The organism is Pseudomonas sp. GW823-FHT04A03 (assembly GCF_058796615.1).
The window spans coordinates 32,230-55,423 of record NZ_JBXAIV010000001.1 but is presented as its reverse complement, the minus strand read 5'-3'; the positions used below and the strand labels follow the sequence as shown (position 1 = coordinate 55,423).

The following is a 23,194-nucleotide window of genomic DNA, read 5'->3' as shown; positions in this document are numbered from 1 at the left end:
CCCTCACCCTTTTTATTGGAACGACGCTGATGACTGCTCGCGTAGCGAGCGCGGGCGCATGTCGATCCAGTGTTCGTTGATGTAATCCAGACAGATTTGGCGTTCGCCGCGCATCCCCGCTTCGCTCCAGCCGCTGGCCATCGGCTTGCCCGCCGGCCACAGGGAATACTGGCCCTGAGCGTTGATCACCACATCGAATTGCAGTTCTGCGTCATTCATGTCGTTCTCCTGTTGAACGGGATTTCAGCGAAGCCAGATTTCGGTCGAGTCCGGCGGCGAGATGGTTGAATACGGCATTTCTTTGTTCATCGGCCTGCGCACAAGCCCCGACGTAAACGCGCACGGATGCCCAGCAAATCTGCGCGCAGGTGTCTGCGTCGTCGTCCGCGTAGGCCCGGGCCGACACCTCGGCGTTGGCGCTGGCATGAGCCTGGGCAAACGCGTTGGCGGCGGCCTCGGTATTCAGTTGCGCGTAGTACTCGGCGAACGCCTCGGCATCGCCGAAGTGCTCGGCAATCATGGCGCTGTTGGCCGGTGCGAGGCCGTAGGTCAGCGCACTGGCGTGGGCCTTGGCGTAAGCCGCGTCGTAGGCATAGGCCTTGCGATACAGCGCCAGCAACACCGGTTTGAGCGCCGCCCGCCATTCGCCCTGACGCCCGATCACACCGAGCGCCGCCCGCTGATGCAGGCTTTGCAACGCGATCAACGCCTGCTGATGTCCCGGCACGGCTTCGCAGAGCATCGGCATGACCACGTCGGCCTGCCAGAGATGAAACAGCTGAAACGGCACCTGTCCTTGGTATCGGCTCAAGCGCAGACGCAAGGCCTCGTCCGGTTCGGCTTCACACAACACCTTGGTCAGGGTCAGCCACCATGGCGGCATCGAGATTGGTTGATTCATGGCGCAGGCTCATCCATACCGATGACTTCAGCCAGCAACCGCGCCCAGCGGCCCGCCACGATGCCGTAGTGATCGGTGTCCAGGGTTTGCCAGCTGCGCAACTGCGGCAGCAAGTCCTGCCAGTTGCGTTGCAGGTCATCCGGGTTCCAGGCGTTGCCCAGCCCGTAAGGATTGGCGCGCCCGGCGATAAACAGCCGCACCGCTGTGGTCGCCAGCGCCGGCGGCTGGAAGTCGATCATGCTGGTCATGTTGTTGCGGCAGCACACCGTCAACCGTTGCAGATACGCCTGACGCTCTTCAGCCATGCCCTGCCCTTCGACCGCCGGCCAGCGCTGGGCAAACTCACGCTGGAACACCTGCTCGATGGTCTGTTCGTCGATCCCGGCCAGTTCCGCACCGGAATCCGGCGCGGGTGGGTCGATCAGGTACAACAACGGTTGCCTGAACCCGTCAGCCAGGGCCTGATGACACAGCGCCTGCGCCACCCATGCACCAAACGACCAGCCTGCCAGACGCCAAGTGCAGCCGTGCGGAAGATGGGTTTTGATCGCCTCCAGATAACAGCGTGCACGTTCTTCCACGCTGATGTTCGGCAACTGCGGCAAACGCAACGCAGGATCGGCGATCACGCACACGCCCAGTTCCGCCGGCAGCGCCGACACCAGCTCCCGATAAGCCTGAACATCGCCGCCCACCGGGTGGATCAGGTACAGCCATTCACGGCCGGCACCGGCATGCCATTGATCGATCCGCACTGCATCGCGCCAGCCCTGCTGTGTTAAGCCGGACGCCTCTTCAACCGTGGCGGTCGAGACCAGCCCCAGCACCTCGTTCAGGCTGACCTTGTGGCTGAATTGCGACAGCTGGAACACCTCGCCAGTAGCCGCTTGCAGTTCGTCGATCAGGTCGAGCAGCGTCAGCGAATCTGCGCCCAGGTCGTACAGCGAATCGTCGTCCTCCAGCTCGGCCACACCGAGCCACTTGCACAGGCATTCACGCAAGCGCGCCGACAGATCCACACCCTTCGGCGCCTCGACCGGCGCGGCCACAGCACCATGGCGAACCGGATAAAACCGCCGCGCCGTGTCGATGCCGGTGGTGGAGATCAGCAGCTGCGGCAACTGCGTCGCCATCGCCAGATCGAACACCCGACAGCCCTCTTCGGCCGACAACCCCACCGTCAGATGCTCCAGATGCGCGGCGTCTCCACCGTTGCTGGTGGTGGCCATGCCGATGTCGCGCCAGATGTCCCAGTTGATCCCCAAACGCAGGCATGTGTCGGCCGGGTTCGGACGATAGTGGGTGAAGCCGTCGAGCACTCCGCTGGCCGCCGCGTAATCCAGATGGCCCGCGCCGCCGAACAGTGCCGACATCGACGAGCAGTACAGGACAAACCCCGGGGTCAGGTGCTCGATCAAGGCTTCGACCGCCAGCATGCCGCGAGTCTTGGCGGCCATGGCCTCGGCCAGTTGCCGGGCATCGCGGTGGCGAATCAGACTGCCCGCACCGACACCCGCCGCATGAATCACGCCGCTCAGGCGACCGTAACGAACGGCTAGTTGATCGAGGATCTGCGGCCAGCGCGGCAGGTCGGCGATGTCAGCTTTGATGCAGTCGATACGCGACGCGTACGCCGCCAGTGACTCAGGCAATTGCCCTTGGCGCGAGATCAGCACCACACGGCGCGCGGGGGCCTGTAGCAGGTGTTCGCACAAAGTCCGGCCGATGCCGCCGCTACCGCCCAGCACCAGAAAAGTACCGTCTTCCGGCAGAAGTCCTGATGTCGTTGTTGGGCCGGTCAATGGCTGAGGCATCAAGCGTGGCTGCCAGAGGTAACCGTCGCGCACCGCCATTCGCCGAGGCAATGAAGCCGGATCGGCAAGCAACGCTGCCAACTCGCCGGCCTGCGCTTCGATTCGTGGCGACGGCCAGTCCAGCCAGTGACAACGCACCGGGTATTCCTGCGGTACCACTTCGGTGATGCCGGCCAGTGCTGCCAGCTCGGGCCGCTGAACTTCGCCATCCACCGGGCATGCCTGCCATGACATCAACCACAAGCGCAGACGTGTCGTGCGCGCGGTCTGCCCCCAGGCCTGCATCAACGCGCTGACCGTGTCCAGACAGGCCCATTGCGCCAGATCCAGCGATTGCTCGTTGACCGCGCCCGACACCGCCAGCGGCAAGGCATGCAGCCAGTCGAGTTCGCCAAGTTCAGGTTCTTCAACCTCGGCGAGCAACCGGTTCAGGGCTTCGGTGTCCAGCGGATCAAGCTCGAAACGGTCCGGGCTCAAGCGCTTGAAGCCATTACCGGCGCGCACTTGAATCACGCGTCGATACACGGCGTTCAGGCTCGCCAGCAAGGTCGATTCCGGTGCCTCATGGCTGCACAGGATCAGCACCTCACGGGTTCCCACCGTCGGCGTAACGCTGAGGCGCCGGGTGCGCACCCACTGTCGTTGGTGGAACCAGTCCGCCAGTGGTTGTCGCTCAAGAGCTGACGGCATTGCCGAATCAGGCTGAGCCGCCACGGGCGTCTGGAAACGATACGGCTGAAGATCGAACGACGACGGCGGCAGATCCCAGGGCGGCGGTGCCGAGCGCTGCGGCCATTGGATATTCGCGCCCTCGTACCAGGCGTCCAGCAGCTCCTGCGGCGATTGATCAACGATTTTAAGTAGCGCGCCCGAACCGGTGATTTCCTTGATCGAGGTCGGCTGCAACGAAATGTCGTCACCCGGCCGGAGGACCATCGCGAAGCGCCAGCGCAGCTGCCGACGACCCGACTGCAAGTGCCGCAACAACGCGGTGTGCTTCCCAGGATTCGTTTGCATATATTCGCGAATCACCGCGATATCGCGCAGCAACTCCACCCGGCTGTGAGCCGAAATCATCAGCAACGGTAACGTTTCCTCGCCCCCTTCCTGCGCCGTGGGCGCAGCACCAACGATGACATGCGCATTGGTGCCGCCGATCCCGAAACTGCTGACACCCGCCAGTCGCCGCCGCCCCTCCGGCCATGGCCGGGACGTGGTCGGCACATAGAACGGTGAATGCTCCAGATCGATCTGCGGGTTGATCCGGCCAAAACCGAGGTTCGGCGGCAGCACGCCATGGAACACCGCGAGGCTGGCGCGAATCAGCCCGACCACCCCCGCCGCCGCGCCCAGATGACCGATCTGGCTTTTCACCGAAGCCAGCGCGCAACTTCCGACCGGCGCCTCCCCGAAGGCCTTGGTCAACGCCGCGACTTCAATCGGATCGCCCAGCAAAGTGCCGGTACCGTGGGCCTCGATGTAGCCGATGTCGGCACCGGTCAACCCGGCCCGACTCAGGGCTTCGCGGATAACCGCGCTCTGCCCGGCCACCGACGGTGCGGTGTAACTCATCTTGGCCCGGCCATCGTTGTTCAACGCCGAGCCCTCGACCAACGCATAGATCCGGTCACCATCGGCCCGCGCCTTGGCCAACGGTTTGAGCACCACTACGCCGTAACCACTGGCACCAAGAGTGCCGCTGGCGTCGTCGCTGAACGGACGGCACAGACCGTCGGCGGAGAAGATGTGCTGCGAACGATGCCGATAGCCCTCGGTCAGGGTCGGGTCGATCAGCACCCCGGCCGCGAGCATCACGTCACTGTCGCCCTGACGCAGCATCGAACTGGCCAGGTGCACGGCGATCAGCGAACTGCCGCAAGCCGCCTGCACGCTCAGGGCCGGGCCGTTGAGGTCCAGGTGATACGCGGCTTTGGTCGCCAGAAAATCCTTATCGTGGTGCAGCGCCAATTGAAAGCCATCCGGCAGATCGCCTTCGGCGGTTTCGCGCAGCATCTGCTGGAAGTACGTGGTTTCGCCGCAACTGGCGATCAGCCCGATACGCGGGCCGTTCGCCGACGGAACGATGGCCGCGTGTTGCAGGGCCTGCACGCACGCCATCAACAGGTGCCGCTGTTGCGGGTCCATCAGCCGCGCTTCCTGGCGGCTGATACCGAAGTACTCGGGATCGAAATCGAGCATGCCCGCCAGTTGGCTGCGGGCGCCGACCAGGCCTTCTTCAGCGGCGAAGTGCTCGATGCCCAACTTATTGCCTTGCACCATCGCCCAGAACTCGGACAGGTTCTGCGCCCCGGCCACATTGACCGACATGCCGATGATCGCCATCGGCTGATGGCCTGCATCGGTCTGCCGTACACGCTCCGCCACGTCCACCGGCGCGGTGGACAGATGCGCCGCCAGACGCCGCACCGTGACGTGCTCGAACAGATCGGCCATCGACACCTTGTGCGGCAGCTCTTCGGCGTAACGACCATGCAAACGCATCAGGCCGAGGCTGGTGGCGCCGGCCTCGAAGAAGGTTTGTTCCGGCTCGATATCACGGCCGATCACGGCCTGGAACAACTCGCTCAGTTGCCGCTCCAGCGCACTCAATTGAACAACCGGTTGTGGCGTGTTGCGCCGCTCCAAAGCCTCGCCCAGATTCGGCAAGGCCTTGCGGTCGATCTTGCCGCTGGGGGTGCGTGGCCAGTGGTTGATCCGTCGATACTCGTCGATTCGCACATGGGCCGGCAGCCGCCGCGCGACCTGACGATCCAGCGATTGCGACGTCGCAGGCTGGCCATCGAGTTGCAGCCAGGCGATCAACCGTGGCGGATCGGCCTGCACCGCCACCACCGCGTTGACCACTTCCGGCACCTGCATCAGCGCCGCCTCGATTTGCCCCAGTTCCAGACGATGGCCGCTGAGTTTGATTTGCTGATCGTCACGCCCCAGGTAATGCAGGCTGCCTTGGGCATCGGCCCACGCCAGATCGCCGGTGCGGTAGTACAAACAGCCGTCTGCCAGCTCGACAAACCGCGCGGCATTCAGATCAGCATCAGCCAGATAACAGCGGGCAACCATCGGCCCGGCTACCAACAGATAACCGCGACTGCCGATCGGCACCGGGCGGTCGTGCTCATCCACCAGCAGCAACCGGGCATTGCCGACGGCATGGCCGATCGGCGCGCGCAATGGCCAGCCCCGCGCCACGGACGGCAGGCGCAAGGCGCTGACCACATGGGTTTCAGTCGGGCCATAGTGGTTGAACAGCGAGGCCTGCGGCATGCCGCCGAACCAGTTGCGCAGCGCCTCCGTGCAAAGCAGCTGCTCGCCGGCCGTGATCACCTCACGCAACGCTGACGGGTAAACGCCCCGTGCCACGGCGGTTTGCGCCAGATGCTGCAAGGCCACGTATGGCAGGAACAGGCGCTCGATCCGCGCCTCGACCATGTAACCCAGCAGCGCCTCGGCGTCCTGGCGCCAGCGCGGCGTGATCAGGTGATAACAACCGCCACCGCACAGGGTGCTGAAAATCTCCTGGAACGACACATCGAACGACAACATCGAGAATTGCAGGGTCACCGCTTTCGCCGGCAACTGCCCTTCTGTGCGTTGCCATTGCAGCAGGTTGCACAGGGTGCGCTCGGACACTTGCACACCTTTGGGTGTGCCGGTGGATCCGGAGGTGAACAGCGTGTACAGCGGCCGTTCGCCGGCGTGGTGTGGACGTTCGAACGATCCGGCATCGGTGTGAAGATCGACCCGATGCGTGGCGAATCGTCCGGCGTTCAGGTCATCCAGTGCGGCCGCCGTCGTGTCACTGAACAGCACACAGTGCGGTTGCGCCTGCTCCAGCACCTGGCGCTGGATCGCCACCGGATAACCTGGGTCCAGCGGCACAGCGGTCAGGTTGATCTTGGCCAGGGCCAGCAAGGCAACGATGTGTTCCACCGAGGCATCGAGGAACAGCACGACATGCAGCGGCGCGTTCCCGGTCGGCAAGGGATGACGCTCCATCAGGGTGGCCGCCAGAGCATCGGCCTGCGCATTCAGCTCGCTGTAGGTGAGACGGCGCTGACCTTGAACCAGCGCAACCACCTCAGGCGTGGAATGCACTTGGTGCTCGAATCCGTCCGCCAATGTGTTGAACGGCAGCACAACCTGCGGACCTTCACTGGCCGGTGGCAAACCAAGTCGATACGGGGCGAGCAAATCGTCGAGCCTGGCCGCCGGTCTTTCCAGCAACAGATCCAAGCCTCGGCGGAACAGTGCGTTCACCGCCCGCACCTGTTCGGCATCAAAATAGCTGCACTGATATTCCCACCAGCATTCCAGCTGCGAACCGCTCCCCACCATCAACAACGTCAACGGGCACTTGGCGTGCAACTGCTCGTTGAATTCCAGCGTGGCGCGCAGGTTCGAGTCGGCCAATGCGGCGTAATCGGTGTTTTCCAGCACAAACATGAAATCGAACAGCAACGGGCTCGACGACAGCCGCAGGTCTTCCACCAGATCCGCCAGCGCCACGTCCTGCAACGCCAACACCTCGCGCATGGTGGCGGTCTGCTTGCGCAACTGCTCGCTCAGGGTCAATACGTTTTCCACGGCGGTGGGGATCAGCACGGTGTTGGCAAACATGCCGACCGTGTCTTCGAACTCCGCCAGCGGCCGGTTCGACACCGGGCTGGCGATCCGCGGCCGCTCGCAGCCGGTCAGGGCGTAAAGGCTCCAGGCGAAAACACTGAACAGCACTTCGAAACGGGTCAGTCGTTGTTGCGTGCAAAAACGTTCGAGGGCCGCGCTGCGGATGGCGCCCAAGGGTTCCCGGTGCAACCGGGCGTCCGGGCTGATTTCGCGCATTGGCATCAATGCGGGCGGTGGTTCTTCCTGACGGCGATGCAACTCAGCGAGTGTGCGGCGCTGGTCGCGATAATGCGGATCAACGCCCCACTGGCGTTGCCACTGGCCAAACTCCAGCGTCGTCAATCGGGCTGCCGGCTGCGGGCTGTCGTGGCCTTGCAGGACATCAGCGTAAAGCTGCGTCAGGTCGTCGAACAGCAGATTCACCGACCAGCCATCGACGATGATGTGATGCAGATTCAGCAACAGCCGGCAGCTGCCATCGGCGAACGGCAACAGCCAGGCCTGAAACAGGTTGGGCGTGGCCAGGTCGAACGGCGCGGCGAACACCAGCTCCGCGAAGGCCTGCCAGTTGTCCTCGGTGAAATGCCCGACCGCGAAGGTGCGACAGCCCGTACCCTGCTCGGCGATTACCTGATCGAGTCCATCGGCACCGGGTGCAAAAGCCGTGCGCAATCCAGGATGACGCTGCACCAATCGCCCCACGGCTTCGGCCAGTGCCACGACTTCGATACCTGAAGCCAGATGCAGAATCAGCGGCACGCTGTAGGCGGTCGAAGTCGGCGAGCGTTGTTGCAACAGCCACAACCGGCGTTGTTCAGCGGTGGCCGGCAGGCGTTTGGCGCTACTGATCGGGGGCGCAGGTGGGTAGATCGAATCGCAATTGCGCTCACCGGTCAGTTGTTCGGCCAGTGACGAGAAAGGCTCGTTGAGCAACGTGTCGAGAGCGATCTCGCGCTGCCAACGGACACGGATCGCCGACCGCAGACGCATGACCTTGAGCGAATCGCCGCCGCTGCCCAGCCAGTCATCCTGCGCACTCAGGGCCGGTTGGCCGAGCAGCGAGCGGGCCTGACTCAACAACCATTCCAGCGCCGGTGAAACGCTTTCGTTATCCGTAACCGCCAGGACTGGATGCCACGGCTTCAACCCCTGCGCCAGCAACCCATCACGATCGATCTTGCCATTGGCCGTCAACGGCAGGCGCTCCAGCAGAAACAACTGATGCGGCCGCATATACGGCGCCAGTTGTGCCCGCAGATGGGTTTCGAAGGCGTGATAGTCCAGATCCCCGCGCGGCACGATGAACGCCAGCAACTGATGATCCTCCGCCGCCTGACGCCGGGTGCAGACGTACACCTGCGCCACGCCCGGATACTCCAGCAGCCGTTGCTCCACCTCCCCCGGCTCGATCCGGAAGCCGCGAATCTTCACCTGCCGGTCGACCCGCCCCAGGTACTCGATCAAGCCTTCGGCATTTCGCCGCACCAGATCGCCGGTGCGGTAATGCACCTGCGTACCGCCGTCGAGGTCGGGCAAACGAACGAACTGGCGGGCAGTTTCTTCGGGCCGGTTGCGATAGCCACGGGCGACGCCGCTGCCACTCAAATACAGCTCGCCCACCTCGCCCGCCGGCATCGGCCGTTGCTGTTCATCCAGCACCAACACGCCAGTGTCCGGCAACGGTCGGCCAATCGGCGCCGAGTCACCGGCAAAGCCGCGGCTGATCGGCCAGCACAGGGCAAACGTGGTGCACTCGGTGGGGCCATAGACGTTGAAAATCCGGCAGCGGCTCTCAGGATTGTCCCGATACCATCCGCGCACGGCGGCGGCACTGATTTGCTCACCGCCAATCAGCACCTGACGCACGCTGGAAAAGCACGACGGCCACTCGGCAATCAACGTGTTGAACAACGACACCGTCATGAACAGGTTGTCGACCTGAGTCCGCTCCAGCACTTGGGCCAGACGTCGCGCGTCCAGCACGTCCTCATCGGCGATCATCACGCAGCAGCCACCGTTGAGCAGCGGCGCCCACAGTTCGAAACTGCACGCATCAAACGCCGGGTTGGACAGGCAGGCGAACCGGTCCATCGGGCGAATTTCGATATAGCCGTCGGTGTGCGCCAGCCGCAACAAACCGCGCTCGCCAACCTCGACCGCCTTCGGCGTGCCGGTAGTGCCCGAGGTGTAGAACAGGAACATCACCTCGGCAAAGTCTTCGGCCTGTGCTTGCGGTGGAGCTTCTGGTTGATCGAGCAAGGCCTCGACGTTTATTTGCCACAGTGAAGGCGACCACAGCGGCTCTTCATCCAGGGTAATCAGGCCGACACACGCCGCATCCGTCAGCATCAACTCCCGGCGTTTACGCGGGCTGACCCGATCCAGCGGCACCACCACCGCGCCGACTTTCAGCGCGCCAAGGATCGCCGCCAACCATTGCCAGCAACGCGGCATGCACAATGCCAGCGACTGACCGGGCTCGACGCCGCGCGCCAGCAATCCTCGGGCGATGCGCTCACTGGCGCTGGCCAGTTCGGCGTAAGTCAGCGTGACCGACTGATCGATCACCGCTGGTGCGTGCGGATTGCGCCGCACTTGCTCGGCAAAACGCGCGAGCAACGGCATGTCTTTGGACGCACTCATCATTTCGCCTCCTGCGCGTCGAAGCGTTGCAGCTCCCGACGGATGATTTGCGAGACCCGGTGGATTTCCGCGCTTTCGAGCATGTCCCAGTGCCCGCCGCTGACCAGTTTCGCCAGATAACCGCTGCCTGCGCGGCGACGCCAGAAACCGCGCAGTTCATGCAATTGATGGCGGCTGAAATCTTCCCGCGCCTGAATCAGCACCACGCGACCGGCGCGCGGCGCGCACTCATAGGCGGCCATGGCCAGCCGGTTATGGTTGTAGATGTTGAAGTAGCGTTCGACCTGGGCGTCTTCGATGCCGGGGTACATGCCGTTGAAACGCACCAGTTTGTCGCGGAACTCGGCCATGTCCACGGTGCCGATCTGCTCGCGGAAACCCGGATCGTCGCTGCCCTGGGTATCGAGCAGCACCACCGTCACCTGCCGATGCCCCGCCGCCGTCAACCGCCGCGCCATTTCATAGGCCACGAGGCCACCGAACGACAGCCCGGTGAGGATCAGCGGTTGCTGTGTCAGCGGTTCGATCTGGCGCAAGTAAGCCTCGGCCATCGTTTCGACCGTCGGCTCGGTGCTCTCACCCGGATTCAGCCCCGGCGATTGCACCCCGTACACGCCGGTTTCATCCGGCAGCACCTTGGCCAGCGACAGGTAACAGAACGCCGTACCGCCCGCCGGGTGAATGCACACCACGTTGTACTGGCCGCTGCCGCGACAGAATTCGATCAGGTTGCTCTGGGCCAGCGCCGGATTCGCCCCGACCCGCAGCCAGCCGCCCAGCGCCTCGATGGTCGGGTAGCTGAGCACCACGCGCACCGGCACTTCGACCGCAAACTGCTGGCTGATTTCATGGGCCATTTTGATCGCGGCGATCGAAGTGCCGCCGACGTTGAAGAAGTTGTCGCGAATGCCGATCTGCGGCGCCAGCAACAGGCTTTTCCAGATCTGGTACAGCGCCAGTTCGATGTGATCGCGCGGGCTGCTCAGGTTGACCTGACGGTTGACCATTTCTTCGTCCGCCAACGCTGTCAGCGCCGCACGGTCGACCTTGCCATTGGCAGTCAGCGGCAAGACTTCGAGCCACAGATAGCTGCCGGGGATCACCGCTCTGGGCAGGGTTGTTGCCAGATGTGCGTGCACCGCTGCTTCGTCCACGGGCTCTGCCACCACGCAACAAGCCACCAGCCGCTGGTCCTGCGCTGCTTCGCCCACCATCAGCACCACGGCGCTGCGGATACCGGGAAACGCTTCGAGCCGGGCTTCGATCTCGCCCAGCTCCAGGCGCACGCCGCGCAATTTGACCTGGAAGTCGTTGCGCCCGAGAAATTCCAGCTGACCGTCCGGGCGATATCGCGCCAGATCGCCGCTGCGATAGAGCCGATCACCTGTGACAAACGGGTTGTCGATAAAGCGCTCGGCACTGAGCTGCGCCAGCCCCAGATAACCCCGGGCCACGCCGACGCCGCCAATGTGCAGATGCCCGGTCACGCCCACCGGCACCGGCTCGTCGCGGTCATCGAGTACGTAAAAGCGGTTGTTGGAAATCGGCCGACCGATCGGCAATTGCCGGGCCGGCACTTCGGCACCCGGCTCCAGGGTCCAGATGCTGTTGATCACCGTGGTTTCGGTCGGGCCGTAGACGTTGTGCAGCCGCGCATGGGGCAGACGTTCCTGAAAGCGCCGCGCCAGCGCTGGCGACAGCTCACCGCCGCCGCTGAACACATCGGTCAGCGACGCACACTGGCCGACCTCGTCGACCTCCAGAAACAGCTGCAACATCGCCGGCACGAACACCAGCGCCGTGACCTGCTGCTCGCGCACCTCGTGGGCCAGATACGCCGGTTCGTAATGCCCGCCGGGCCGCGCGATCACCAGCCTTCCGCCGGTTGCCAGCGGCCAGAACGTCTCCCAGGCCGAGGCATCAAAACCGAACGGGATCTTGTGCAGCATCGCCCCCGCTTCGCCGCAGACCTGCAAACACCACAGCAGCAGGTTGCTCAGGCCACGGTGCGCGACCATCGCGCCCTTGGGCAAACCGGTGGTGCCGGAGGTGTAGATCACGTAGGCGAGATGGTCAGGAGTGACGCCGACATTGCGTGGATCGAGATTGTCGGCCGGCAACGACGCCCAGCTCGCGGCATCTTGTTCGAGGTCGAGGATTGGCGCTTCCCAGTTCGACCCTTGCACGGCCTGACGCAAAATCCCGTGCGCCGAACCGAGGGTCAGCAGCACCGCCGGCGTGCTGTCGCCGAGCATATGGCTCAAGCGACCCAACGGATAATCCGGATCCAGCGGCACGTAGGCGCCGCCGGCCTTGAGCACTGCCAGCAGCGCCACCGGCAATTCCAGCGAACGCTCGATGCACACCGCCACGCGCACGTCCGGGCCGACGCCCAACGTGCGCAAATGCCGCGCGAGTCGGTTGGCCCGGGCATTGAGTTCGGCGTAACACAGGAATTCACTCTCGAACACCACTGCGCAGGCCTGAGGGTTGCTCGCGGCCTGCGCTTCAACCAGTTGATGCACGCAGGGCGCCGCTTGCGTCAGCGGCGCGGCGCGGTTGAAGTCGACCAGCACCTGCTGACGCTCCGCCTCGTTCATCAACGGCAAGGCATTGATCGGTTGCTTGGCGTCGGCGGCGATCTGTTCGAGCAGATGACGGTAGTGCCCGCTCAGGCGCTCGATGGTCGCAACGTCGTAGAGGTCGGTGTTGTATTCCACCAGCAAGTCCAGCCGCCCTGCCCGCTCGACCCATTCGAACGCCAGATCGAACTTGGCCGTGGCACTGCTGGTGCCGTACGGCGCCAGTTCCAGGCCAGGCATCCGCACTGTGTTGCCCGGCGTGTTCTGCAACACCAGCATCACCTGGAACAACGGCGAATGACCGGGATCGCGCTGCGGGTTGACGGCTTCGACCACGCGGTCGAACGGTACGTCCTGATGGGCGTGGACGTCGAGCATCTGGCCACGCACTTCACGCAGCAGTTCGGCGAAGGTCTGCTGCGGATTCAGGCGCTGACGCAGCACCAGCGTGTTGACGAAATGGCCAATCAGCGGCTCGACTTCCGGGCGATTGCGGTTGGCGAACGGCGTGCCGATACAAAGATCCGGCTGACCGATGTGGCGCCACAGCAGCACCGCCAATGCGCCCAGCAGCACGTTGAACAGCGTGCCTTGCGTCTGCCGGCCCAGCGCCGTGAGTTCGCGCAAGGTGCCGCCATCGACGGAGGAACTGAACGTGGCGCCGACATAACGCTGCACCAGCGGTCGCGGTCGGTCGGTGGGCAAGGTCGACAGCAGCGGCGCGTCGTCCAGGGTGCGACGCCAGTAATCGAGCTGAGCCTCCAACACCGCACCGCCGACGCGCTGTTGCTGCCAGCAGGCGTAGTCGGCGTATTGCACCGGCAGCGGCGCAAGCGTCGGGGTTTCGCCACGCAGATAATCGCCGTACAGCGTGGCGACTTCATGCAGGATCACGCCCATCGACCAGCCGTCCGCGATGATGTGATGCACGCTGTACAGCCACAGGTATTCATCGTCGGCCACACGCAGTAAGGACGCCCGCAGCAACGGCCCGGTGGCCAGATCGAATGGCGCCCGGGCATCCTGTTCGACGGCGAATCGCACTTGCTGCTCACGCTCGTCGGCAGACAACTGGCGCAGATCCGTGACCGACAACGACAGCGGCATCGACGGGTGTACCACCTGTCGCGGTTCACCGTCCACGCTGCAAAACGTCGTGCGCAGGACTTCGTGGCGAGCCACCAGTTGGTTCAGTGCTCGTTCCAGTTGCGCAACGTTCAACTGCCCTTTGAGCATCACCGCCGTGGGCACGTTGTAGAACGGGTTGCCGGGTTCCAGTTGATCGAGAAACCACAGTTGCCGCTGCGAGAACGACAACGGCCAGGACGCGTGCGCGCCTGCGCGGCGGGGAATCGCCGCGTCATCGTGCCCGCCGAGCAAGGCGATCAGTTCCTGTTTGTGAGTCTTGAGCGCCTGGGTCAGTTCTTCGGTGAGAAACCCGCGCGGCGCCTTGCAGCGCAGCCTGTCACCGTCCACTTCGAGCACCACGCCATGGCGAGCGAACAACGCCAGCAATTGATCGGCATTCATACTTCGAACTCCTCCATGTCTTCGTCGTCCAGGCTTGCGGTCACAGGCTCGATGGCAAACGCCTCGACCGGCGCGCGGTGTTGTTCATCGGCCGTGCGCTGGCCGCCGATCATCGAGTAGATCAATTCATGGCTTGGCCCCAGATCGAACAGCGTCGTCAGTTGTTGTTCCTCGACCGAGCCGATGCCGCACAGACCCAGGCCGTGTTCGACGGCAGTCATGCTCAGCAACTGGGCCATGGCACCGCTTTCGATGTGGCAGAAATCACGGCTGCGCTCGCCGTACAACGGGCGGATCGCGGCCATGTCAGCGATGAAGAACAGCGAGAACGCGGCGTTCTCGTATACCGGGCGATTGACGAAATAGTCGTAGGTGTCCGGGTCGAGCAATCCGCTCTGGAGCGCCAGCAAACGATGCTGGCGGGGATCGTAGTAATACGCGCCGCCGGGCACGCCGAGCACGCGATCCGCTTTGACGTAGAGGTACGCCTGAATCGGGTACAGCCCGCCCGCCGACGGGAACTGGTATTTCACTTCGCCGTCGAGTTGCCCCTGGGCCAGCGCCGCCAGTACATGGGCGAAGGCCTGGGTGGCGATCGGTTGCAGATCGTATTGACGCACCGAGCGGTAATCGCTCAAACGCCGGGCGAAGGCCGGGTCTTGCGGCAGGTCCAGTGCCACTGCCGGCAAGGCTTGAGCGAAGTTGCGGCGCCCACGCTGGTCGGCTTTGAACTGCGCCCGCTGCTGCGGATCTTCGATGATGTCCTGCGCGGGCTCCGGAGCCTGCTGCACGTTGCCGAGCAGACCCTGACGCGCCCGGTTCTGTCGATACATGCCAAGCAGATGCAGCAACGTCGGCTGGGCCAGCAGTTGCGCCACGTGCGGGCGGAACTGCAAGGCGCCGGACAAGGCGTTGCTGATCCGCACGATATCGATCGAGGTCGCGCCCAAATTCAGCAGGTTGGCGTTGGCGGCGATGGATTCGCGCTTGAGCACGTCCTGCACGATCTCCACCAGTCGCTGTTCCTGCGGGCCGTCGACTTCCAGAGCCGGACCTTGCTCCTCGATTTGCTCCGGTTCCGGCAGGCGTTTCTTGTCGACCTTGCCGTTGGACGACAACGGCCAGGCCTCGACGAACGTGAACGAGGCCGGAATCATGTAGGCCGGCAGTTTGTCGCTCAGGTACGCGCTGAAATCGCTGGCCTGCAACGCCGGATCGGCCTTGAGCACATAACCCGCCAGACGCTTCTCGCCCAGCGTGCTGCCAAGAATCCGCACCACCGCGCTCTGCACACCGGGGTGGCGATTGAGCGCAGCTTCGATCTCGCCCAGCTCGATGCGATAGCCCTGGACTTTGACCTGATTGTCTTCGCGGCCGAGGAATTCGATGTTGCCATCGGGCAGCAAGCGGCCAAGGTCACCGGTGCGATACAGCCGCTCGCCGGTCAGTGGATGGGCGAAGAAACTGCCTGCGCTGAGCTTTTCATCGCGCCAGTAACCTTTCGCCAGACCGATGCCGCCGATGTACAGCTGCCCCGCGACCCAGGTCGGGCGCACTTGCAGCGCTTCATCCAGCACGTAGAAGCGCTGATGATCGAGGGCCTTGCCGTAGGGAATGCTGCGCCAGGCCGGCTCGACGTGCTTCACCGGATAATAGATCGACCAGATCGACGCTTCGGTGGCGCCACCGAGGCTGATCAACTGCAACTCCGACTGCAAGGCCCAGGCCCGCTCGGGCAGGGTCAGCGGAATCCAGTCGCCGGACAGCATCGCCACCCGCAGGCTTGCAGGCAACGCGCCGCCCTCGCCCTCCACGTACTCGACCAGCATGCCGAGCAGTGCCGGCACCGAGTTCCACAGGCTGACGTGATGATGCTTGATCAATTCGAGCCAGTGCGCCGGATCGAGGGTCAGTTGCGGGTCGAGGATGACCACCGCCGCGCCCACCGCCAGCGTGCCGAAGAAGTCATAGACCGACAGGTCGAAGCTCAGCGACGAGATCGCCAATACGCGGTCGTTCGGGCCGACGGCAAAACGGCGGTTGATGTCGAGCAAGGTGTTGACCGCGCCGCGATGGTCGATCACCACGCCTTTCGGCTGGCCAGTGGAACCGGAGGTGTAGATCACGTAAGCGAGGTCGCTTTCGCTCACCTGCACCGGTTGCAGCGGCAGTCCATCGTTCGAGACTTCATCGGTCACCGCGATGGCCGTGACCTGCGCCGGCCATTCGATCTTGTCGAGCAGCGCCGGTTGGGTCAGCGCCAGACTCGCCTCGGCCCGCTCCAGAATATGCCGCAGCCTTTCCGCCGGCTGTGTCGGTTCGATGGGCAGGTAAGCGCCGCCGGCATACAGAATCGCCAGGGTCGCGACCACTTGCTCCCAACCACGCTCCATCACCACCGCGACCAACCGGTTCGGCAGCACACCCTGCGTTTGCAGTCGGGCGCCGAGTTGTCGGGCTTCATTGCGCAACTGGGCGTACGTCAGCTGTCGCGTGCCGATCACCGCCAGTGCGTCCGGTGTGGCAAGGGCTTGGCGTTCGAACAGTTCGTGCATCAACGGCAGCGTTTGCTGATGGTCGACCGGTGCCGGCAACCGCGCCTGTGGCAGAAGTTGTGGCGTGTTCGCGCCCCATGCTGCTGGCTCGCAGAGACTGTCGAGCATCGTGTTATAGGCGACGAACATCTGCTCGATCATGCCTTGCGGGAACAGTTCGTCGATGCTGTCCCAGTTGAACAACAGACGCCCTTCCAGCTCCAGCAACGTGTGGTCGAGCCACACCTGCGGGGTCTGGGTGATGCTGTGCATGTGCCTGGCGTTCAACGCATCGGCAAGATTGAATTCGGCCAGCTCCGGCGCCGCTTCCGACAGCGTGCTGTTGAACACGATCGGCATCGCCGTCTGCTGCACGCCCCGGGCCTGGGACAATTCGCGCAGCACCCGCACGCCGCTGACCACCGAATGGTCGATGTCACGCCACAGTTGCGCCTGCACGGCGCGGGCCTTGTCGGTAAAGGTTTGTGTTCCGTCAATGCCGACTTCCAGCAGCACCAGCGAAGTGAAATCACCGATGATTTCGTCGACATCGGTGTGCAGCGGCATACGGTTGAACAGCGGCAGGCTCAGGGTGAAACGCGGCGTGCGGCTCCACAGCGCCAGCACTTCGCTGAACGCAGTCAGCAGCATCACTGACGGCGTCACGGCAAACTGTTTGGCGACGGATTTGAGTTGCGCCCACTGCGCCGCCGACATGTCGCGGTCGCGGCGGGTGAAGTGCGGGTTGGCGATGCTTTCGGGTTGGCGCACCAACGGCAGGTCCGGTGCAGGGGCCAGAGTAGTCACCCGCTCGCGCCAGTAACCCAGCGCCTGCTCGTAGCGGCGGCCGTTGCGCAGTTGCTGTTCGGCGAGCACATAGTCGCGGAAGGTCAGGCCCGGCTCTGCCAATTCCAACGCCGGGTCGACGTAGAAGGCCATGAGTTCGCGCGCGAGAATCTGCGTGCTCGCGGCGTCGACGATCAGCGCGTCGAGGCTGATGTGCAGATGAGTGATGCCGTCATCGAGCAACGACAGGCTGAACTCGAACAGCGGCCAGCGGCTGGCGTCCAGCACCTGATGGGACTGGCGTTCGCGGGTCGCCTCAAGAATGCGTTGCGCCACGTCGGCGGGTAAACCGCGCAGATCGCTGCGCGGCATGCGATAGGTTGGCACCTGCGCCAGCACCTGTTGCGTGCCGTCGCTGAGGAACACCACGCGCAGCATGTCGTGGCGCTGGATCATGCGATTCAAGGCGTGTTCGAAACGCTCGGCGTCGAAGTCGGGAATGCGCAGTTCTTCGTAACCGTGGGCACTGACGCCGCCGAGGCTGACCGTGGCTTCGCGACCAAACCAGTAGGCCTGCTGGATATCGGTCAGGGGGAAAGGTTCATGTCGATTAGCGCGATCAGGCTCGATCTGGATGAACGCCGGTTCGATGCTCTGCTCTTCACGCGAAACCTGCGCCGCCAGATCCAGCAACACCGGAGTCTGGAACAGACTGCTCAGGGACAGTTGCGCGCCCATGCGCTGGTTGATCGCGTAGATCATCCGCGTCGCCAGCAATGAGTGGCCGCCGAGGTCGAAGAAGTTGTCGTGGATGCCGACCCGCTCGCACTTGAGCACTTCGGCCCAGATTTCGGCCATCTGCCGTTCGGTGTCGTTGCGCGGCGCCTCGTAAGTCGCCCCGGCGCTGCGTTCCGGCGCCGGCAGCGCCTGGCGGTCGAGCTTGCCGTTGCGGGTCAGCGGCAGTTGCGAGAGCCGCACCCAGGCACTCGGGATCATGTGTTCGGGCAACTGGCGTTGCAGTTCGGCTCGCAGGAATTCACTGGTCGCGCTGCCGACCACGTAAGCCACAAGACGTTTGTCGCCAGCCACGTCCTCACGCAGCAACACGGTGGCTTCCTGCACGCCGGGTTGTTGATGCAGCAGGCTGTCGATCTCGCCGAGTTCGATGCGGAAGCCGCGCAGTTTCACCTGTTGGTCGATGCGTCCCAGGTATTGCACGTTGCCGTCGGCCTGGAATTTCGCGAGGTCGCCGCTGCGGTACATCCGCGCGCCCGGCTCGGCGCTGAACGGGTCCGGCAGGAAACGTTCGGCGGTCAGGTCCGGGCGGTTCAGATAGCCACGGGCCAGGCAGGCGCCGGCGATGTACAACTCGCCCGCCACACCGACCGGGACCGGATTCAGATGCTCGTCCAGCACGTAGAGCCGCGCATTGGCGATGGGACGACCGATGGGCGGCGCGTCCGGCCAAAATTCGGCCTCGTTGCAGTCAAGGCTGAACTGGCTGACCACATGGGTTTCGGTCGGCCCGTACTGGTTGTGCAGTTGCGCGCCACCGAGCCCACGGACAAAACCGCGCAGCTCGTCGTTGATTTGCAGGGCTTCACCGGCGGTGATGATTTCGCACCCACCAAGCGGCATCGGTGCATCAGCCTCGGTCAGGCCGGCGAGTTGCTGCAACACGGCGAACGGCAGGAACGCCCGCTGCACGCCTTCGGCCACCAGCGTCGGGCGCAGCGCGGCAAGGTCCTTGCGGCTGTCTTCGGTCATCAGCAACAGGCTGCCGCCCTGGCAGAGCGTGCTGCAAATTTCCTGGAACGAGACGTCGAAATTCAGCGAGGCGAATTGCAGCACGCGCTGCGGTGCTGCGGCTTGATCGAGTTGCCAAGCAATCAGATTGTCCAGCGCGCGGCGGCTGTGGGCCACGCCTTTCGGGCGTCCGGTGGAGCCCGAGGTGTAGAGCACGTAGCCGAGATTGTCCGGGCTCACCGTGACGTGCGGATCATCCGTCGGGTGGTGCGCCCATTGCGCTGCGTCGGTGTCCAGGCTGCAGATCTTCACCTCGTTGGCCGGCAGCCCGGCCATCAGGCTCGATTGCGTCAGCAGCAAGGTTGGCGCGGCATCACTGAACATGAACGCCAGCCGCTCGCTCGGGTAAGCCGGGTCGAACGGCACGTACGCCGCGCCAGCCTTGAGGATCGCCAGCAGACCGATGACCATTTGCGGCGAGCGTTCCAGGCACAGGCCGACGCGATGCTCGGGGCCGACGCCTTGTTCGATCAGGTAATGCGCGAGTCGGTTGGCGGCGCGATTCAGGTCGCCGTAGCTCAGTTGCTCACGGTCGGCGAGCAGCGCCACAGCATCGGGCGTTTGCCGGGCGAGGGTTTCGAAGCGCGCCACGCAACCGGGCAACGACGCGGTATCCCGCGCAGTACGGTTCCAGTCATGAACGATCTGCTGGTGTTGCTCGGCGCTCAGCAGCTTGATCCTCGCCAGCGACTGTTGGCCGTCCTCGACCATCTGCGTCAGCACCCGACGCAGGTACTCGCCGAACTGCTCGACGGTGCCGCGCTCGAACAGGCCCGAGGCGTATTCCAGACCGCCGACGATCTTTCCGTCATGCTCATGGAGCGCCAGTTGCAGATCGAACTTGGCCACGTGATGACTGCTCTCGACCGGCGTGACATCCAGCCCGGTCAGCAGCAGATCGGAATCCTGATCCTGCTCCCAGGCAAACAGCACTTGGAACAGCGGACTGTGGGCCAGACTGCGCGGCGGGTTTAGCAATTCCACCACTTGCTCGAACGGCAGGTCCTGATGTTCCTGAGCCTCCAGCGCCACCCGCCGCGCCTGTTGCAGCCATTGCGCCACCGACGGCGTACCCGACTGAGTCATGCGCAGCGCCAGGGTGTTGACGAAGAAACCGATCAGCCCTTCCAGTTCCTGCTGCGGGCGGTTGGCCGATGGCACGCCGATCACCACATCGCTCTGCCCCGACAGGCGCGACAGCAGCAGCGAAAAACCGGCCAGCAGATTCATGAACAGCGTGGTGCCTTGCTGCATGCCCAGGGCTTTCAGGCGTGCGGTCAGGGCGGCGTCGAAGACCAGCGGGACAAAACCGCCGAGGTAGTCCTGCACGGGCGGACGCTTGTGATCGGTCGGCAATTCCAGCAGCACCGGCGCGCCGGTGAGGGTTTCGCGCCAGTAACGGCTCTGCTGCTCCAGCACGTCGCCGGACAGCCACTGCTTTTGCCACACCGCGTAATCCACGTACTGAACCGGCAAGGGCGGCAGCGGATCGTCGCGATCCAGCAACGCCGCCGCGTACAGCTGCCCCAGCTCGCGGGTGAGCACGCCCATCGACCAGCCGTCGGAGATGATGTGATGCTGGGTCAGCAGCAACACATGGTCATCCGCCGCCAGCCGCAGCAGGCTGACGCGCATCAGCGGGCCCCGGCTCAGGTCGAACGGTCGGGCACCCTCTTCGTCGATCAAGCGGGTCAGGCGCTCTTGCGCATCGTGCCCCTGCATCTCAGTCACCGTCAGCCGGACGCTGTGCGCCGGCGGCGAAACCAGTTGACGCCCTTCCCCTTCAACGGCGATGAACGTCGTGCGCAGCGCAGCATGGCGCGCCACCAGTTGATTGAAACTGCGCTCCAGTGCCGGCACGTCCAGCGAACCGCGCAAACGCAGGTTCAGCGGCATGTGATACGCCGCGTTGCCACCCTCTATTTGCGCCAGAAACCACAGGCGCTGCTGGGCAGACGACAACGTTTGCGCGCCCGTGCGTTCAAGGGCTGTGATGGCCGGGCGAGCCGCGGCCTGACTGGCTTGCAGCTGTTCGGCGAACGCTGCCAGAACCGGCGCGGCAAACAGCGTCGAAGGCGCCACTTCCAGACCCAGCGTGTGACGAACCCGCGCCAGCACGCGCATCACCAGCAGCGAGTGACCACCGAGGGCGAAGAACTGATCCTGACGCCCGACCCGCTCGACGCCGAGTACGTCGGCCCAGATCGCGGCGATTGCGGTTTCCAGCGAGCCTTGGGGTGCCAGGTATTCCTGCTGATCGAATGCCTCGGCGTTCGGCGCCGGCAGATTTGGCCGGTCAACCTTGCCGTTGGCAGTCAGCGGCAGTGCATCGAGACGCACGAAGGCGGTCGGCACCATGTAATCCGGCAGGCTGATATGCAGCTGTTCACGCAGGGAACGCGGGCTCAGCGTTGATTCTGGTTTCTCGCAGTAGTAAGCAACCAGGCGTGGTTCACCGGGACTGTCCTGACGCAACAGCACCACGCTTTCCCGCACGCCCGGGATGTCCGCCAGCCGGGTTTCGATTTCCCCCAGTTCCAGGCGCAGGCCGCGTAACTTGGCCTGGGAATCGTTGCGGCCGAGGAATTCCAGTTGGCCGTCGGCCCAGTAACGCGCCATATCCCCAGTGCGGTAAAGGCGTTCGCCCGCCACGAACGGGCTGTCGAGGAAACGCTCGGCGGTCAGTTGCGGCAGATTCAGATAACCGCGCGCCACGCCGACGCCACCGATGTACAACTCACCCGCGACACCCTCGGCAACCGGTGCGCCGCCAGCATCAAGCAGGTAAATCCGGGTATGGGGCAGTGCCCGACCGATGGGCAGTACCGCGTCGATCTGGCTGCTGTCGGTGAATTCGAAACAGGTGCTGTCGATGCTCGCTTCGGTCACGCCATAGGCCTGGACGATCTGCACGCGATCACCGCACAGCCTGCGCAATTGCCGCGCGCTGTGGGCGGTCCAGATGTCCGAGCCGCAGACCACGGTGCGCAGGAACGACAGATCGTGGCCGGTCTCTTCGACCCAAGCCAGCAGCGGATTGAGCAGCGCCGGCACGAAGTCGGCAAAGCCAATCTGCGCCTCGCGCATCAGGCGATACAGGGCCGGCGGGTCCATCAGGGTGTCCCGTGGGCAGAGCACCAGCGTGCCGCCAAAACCCAGCGCACGGATCAGGTCGGCGCTGAACACGTCGAAGGAAAAACCGGCCATTTGCAGATGATTGATCGGCTCGCCCAGAGCATAGAGCTGCGCCCAGTCGGCGCTCACGGCGACCAGTCCGCGATGCTCGACCATCACGCCTTTCGGGGTGCCGGTGGAGCCTGAGGTGTAGATCACGTAGGCCAGGTGACGGGGTGTCAGGCCGATTGAGTGAGGCTCGAGGTTGTCTGCCGAGCGCGAAGCCCAATCACTGTCGTCGGCCAGATCCAATACCGCGGGTGCAGTCGTCGACTGTTCGAGCACCGCCCGCAAAACATCGCGCGCCTGGCCGTGAGTCAGCACCACCGGCGGTGCGCTGTCGGCCAGCATGTGCGCCAGCCGCGCCTGCGGATACGCCGGGTCCAGCGGCACATAGGCGCCGCCGGCCTTGAGCACCGCGAGCACGCCCACCAACATCTCCAGCGAACGCTCAAGACACAGCCCGACCCGCACGTCCGGCCCGACCCCGAGGCTGCGCAGTTGATGGGCCAAGCGATTAGCGCGGGTGTTCAGTTCACGGTAACTGAGCACCTCCTCTTGCCAGCGCGCGGCGATCGCGTCGGGGTTACGCAGCACCTGCGCTTCAAACAGACCGTGCACGCACAGGTCCGCATCGAACGGTTTCAAAGAGGAAACGTCGGGCTGCGCGGGATTCGTCCCACGCAAGGAAGTGTTGTCGAGCATCGGAGGCTACCGTCCATGACTACATTATTTTTGTGATCAGGCAGGGACAGCACGCGCCCTGCCAGTCAGGCCCCG

The 23,194-nt window shown here is 64.2% G+C and carries 5 protein-coding genes; all 5 read right to left on the bottom strand.

Annotated elements, in window-relative coordinates; genetic code table 11:
* Positions 1-12: 12 nt before the first annotated feature.
* Genes AC1Q9F_RS00170 through AC1Q9F_RS00150 form a run of 5 tightly spaced genes read right to left on the bottom strand, consistent with a single transcriptional unit; the run spans position 13 to position 23,119 of the window.
* Positions 13-219, bottom strand: a complete 207-nt coding sequence (locus AC1Q9F_RS00170; protein WP_492619401.1) for an MbtH family protein — start codon at positions 217-219, stop codon at positions 13-15.
* Positions 212-901 (bottom strand): hypothetical protein, encoded by a 690-nt coding sequence (locus AC1Q9F_RS00165; RefSeq protein WP_492619402.1) that lies wholly within the window; start codon positions 899-901, stop codon positions 212-214. The genes AC1Q9F_RS00170 and AC1Q9F_RS00165 overlap by 8 nt, the downstream gene beginning before the upstream one ends.
* On the bottom strand, positions 898-10,002 hold the full coding sequence (locus AC1Q9F_RS00160) for an amino acid adenylation domain-containing protein (protein WP_492619403.1): 9,105 nt from the start codon (positions 10,000-10,002) through the stop codon (positions 898-900). Before AC1Q9F_RS00160 ends, AC1Q9F_RS00165 begins: the two co-directional genes overlap by 4 nt.
* Positions 10,002-14,114 (bottom strand): non-ribosomal peptide synthetase, encoded by a 4,113-nt coding sequence (locus AC1Q9F_RS00155; protein ID WP_492619404.1) that lies wholly within the window; start codon positions 14,112-14,114, stop codon positions 10,002-10,004. The genes AC1Q9F_RS00160 and AC1Q9F_RS00155 overlap by 1 nt, the downstream gene beginning before the upstream one ends.
* The gene (locus AC1Q9F_RS00150; protein ID WP_492619405.1) at positions 14,111-23,119 is read right to left on the bottom strand and encodes a non-ribosomal peptide synthetase; all 9,009 of its coding nucleotides are present in this window, start codon (positions 23,117-23,119) and stop codon (positions 14,111-14,113) included. The genes AC1Q9F_RS00155 and AC1Q9F_RS00150 overlap by 4 nt, the downstream gene beginning before the upstream one ends.
* Between the last annotated feature and the right edge of the window lie 75 nt (positions 23,120-23,194).

What these genes read in the sequence shown, in the direction of transcription:
- AC1Q9F_RS00170 (WP_492619401.1), bottom strand. Translation starts at nt 219, where the DNA reads ATGAATGACGCAGAACTGCAATTCGATGTGGTGATCAACGCTCAGGGC.
- AC1Q9F_RS00165 (WP_492619402.1), bottom strand. Translation starts at nt 901, where the DNA reads ATGAATCAACCAATCTCGATGCCGCCATGGTGGCTGACCCTGACCAAG.
- AC1Q9F_RS00160 (WP_492619403.1), bottom strand. Translation starts at nt 10,002, where the DNA reads ATGAGTGCGTCCAAAGACATGCCGTTGCTCGCGCGTTTTGCCGAGCAA.
- AC1Q9F_RS00155 (WP_492619404.1), bottom strand. Translation starts at nt 14,114, where the DNA reads ATGAATGCCGATCAATTGCTGGCGTTGTTCGCTCGCCATGGCGTGGTG.
- AC1Q9F_RS00150 (WP_492619405.1), bottom strand. Translation starts at nt 23,119, where the DNA reads ATGCTCGACAACACTTCCTTGCGTGGGACGAATCCCGCGCAGCCCGAC.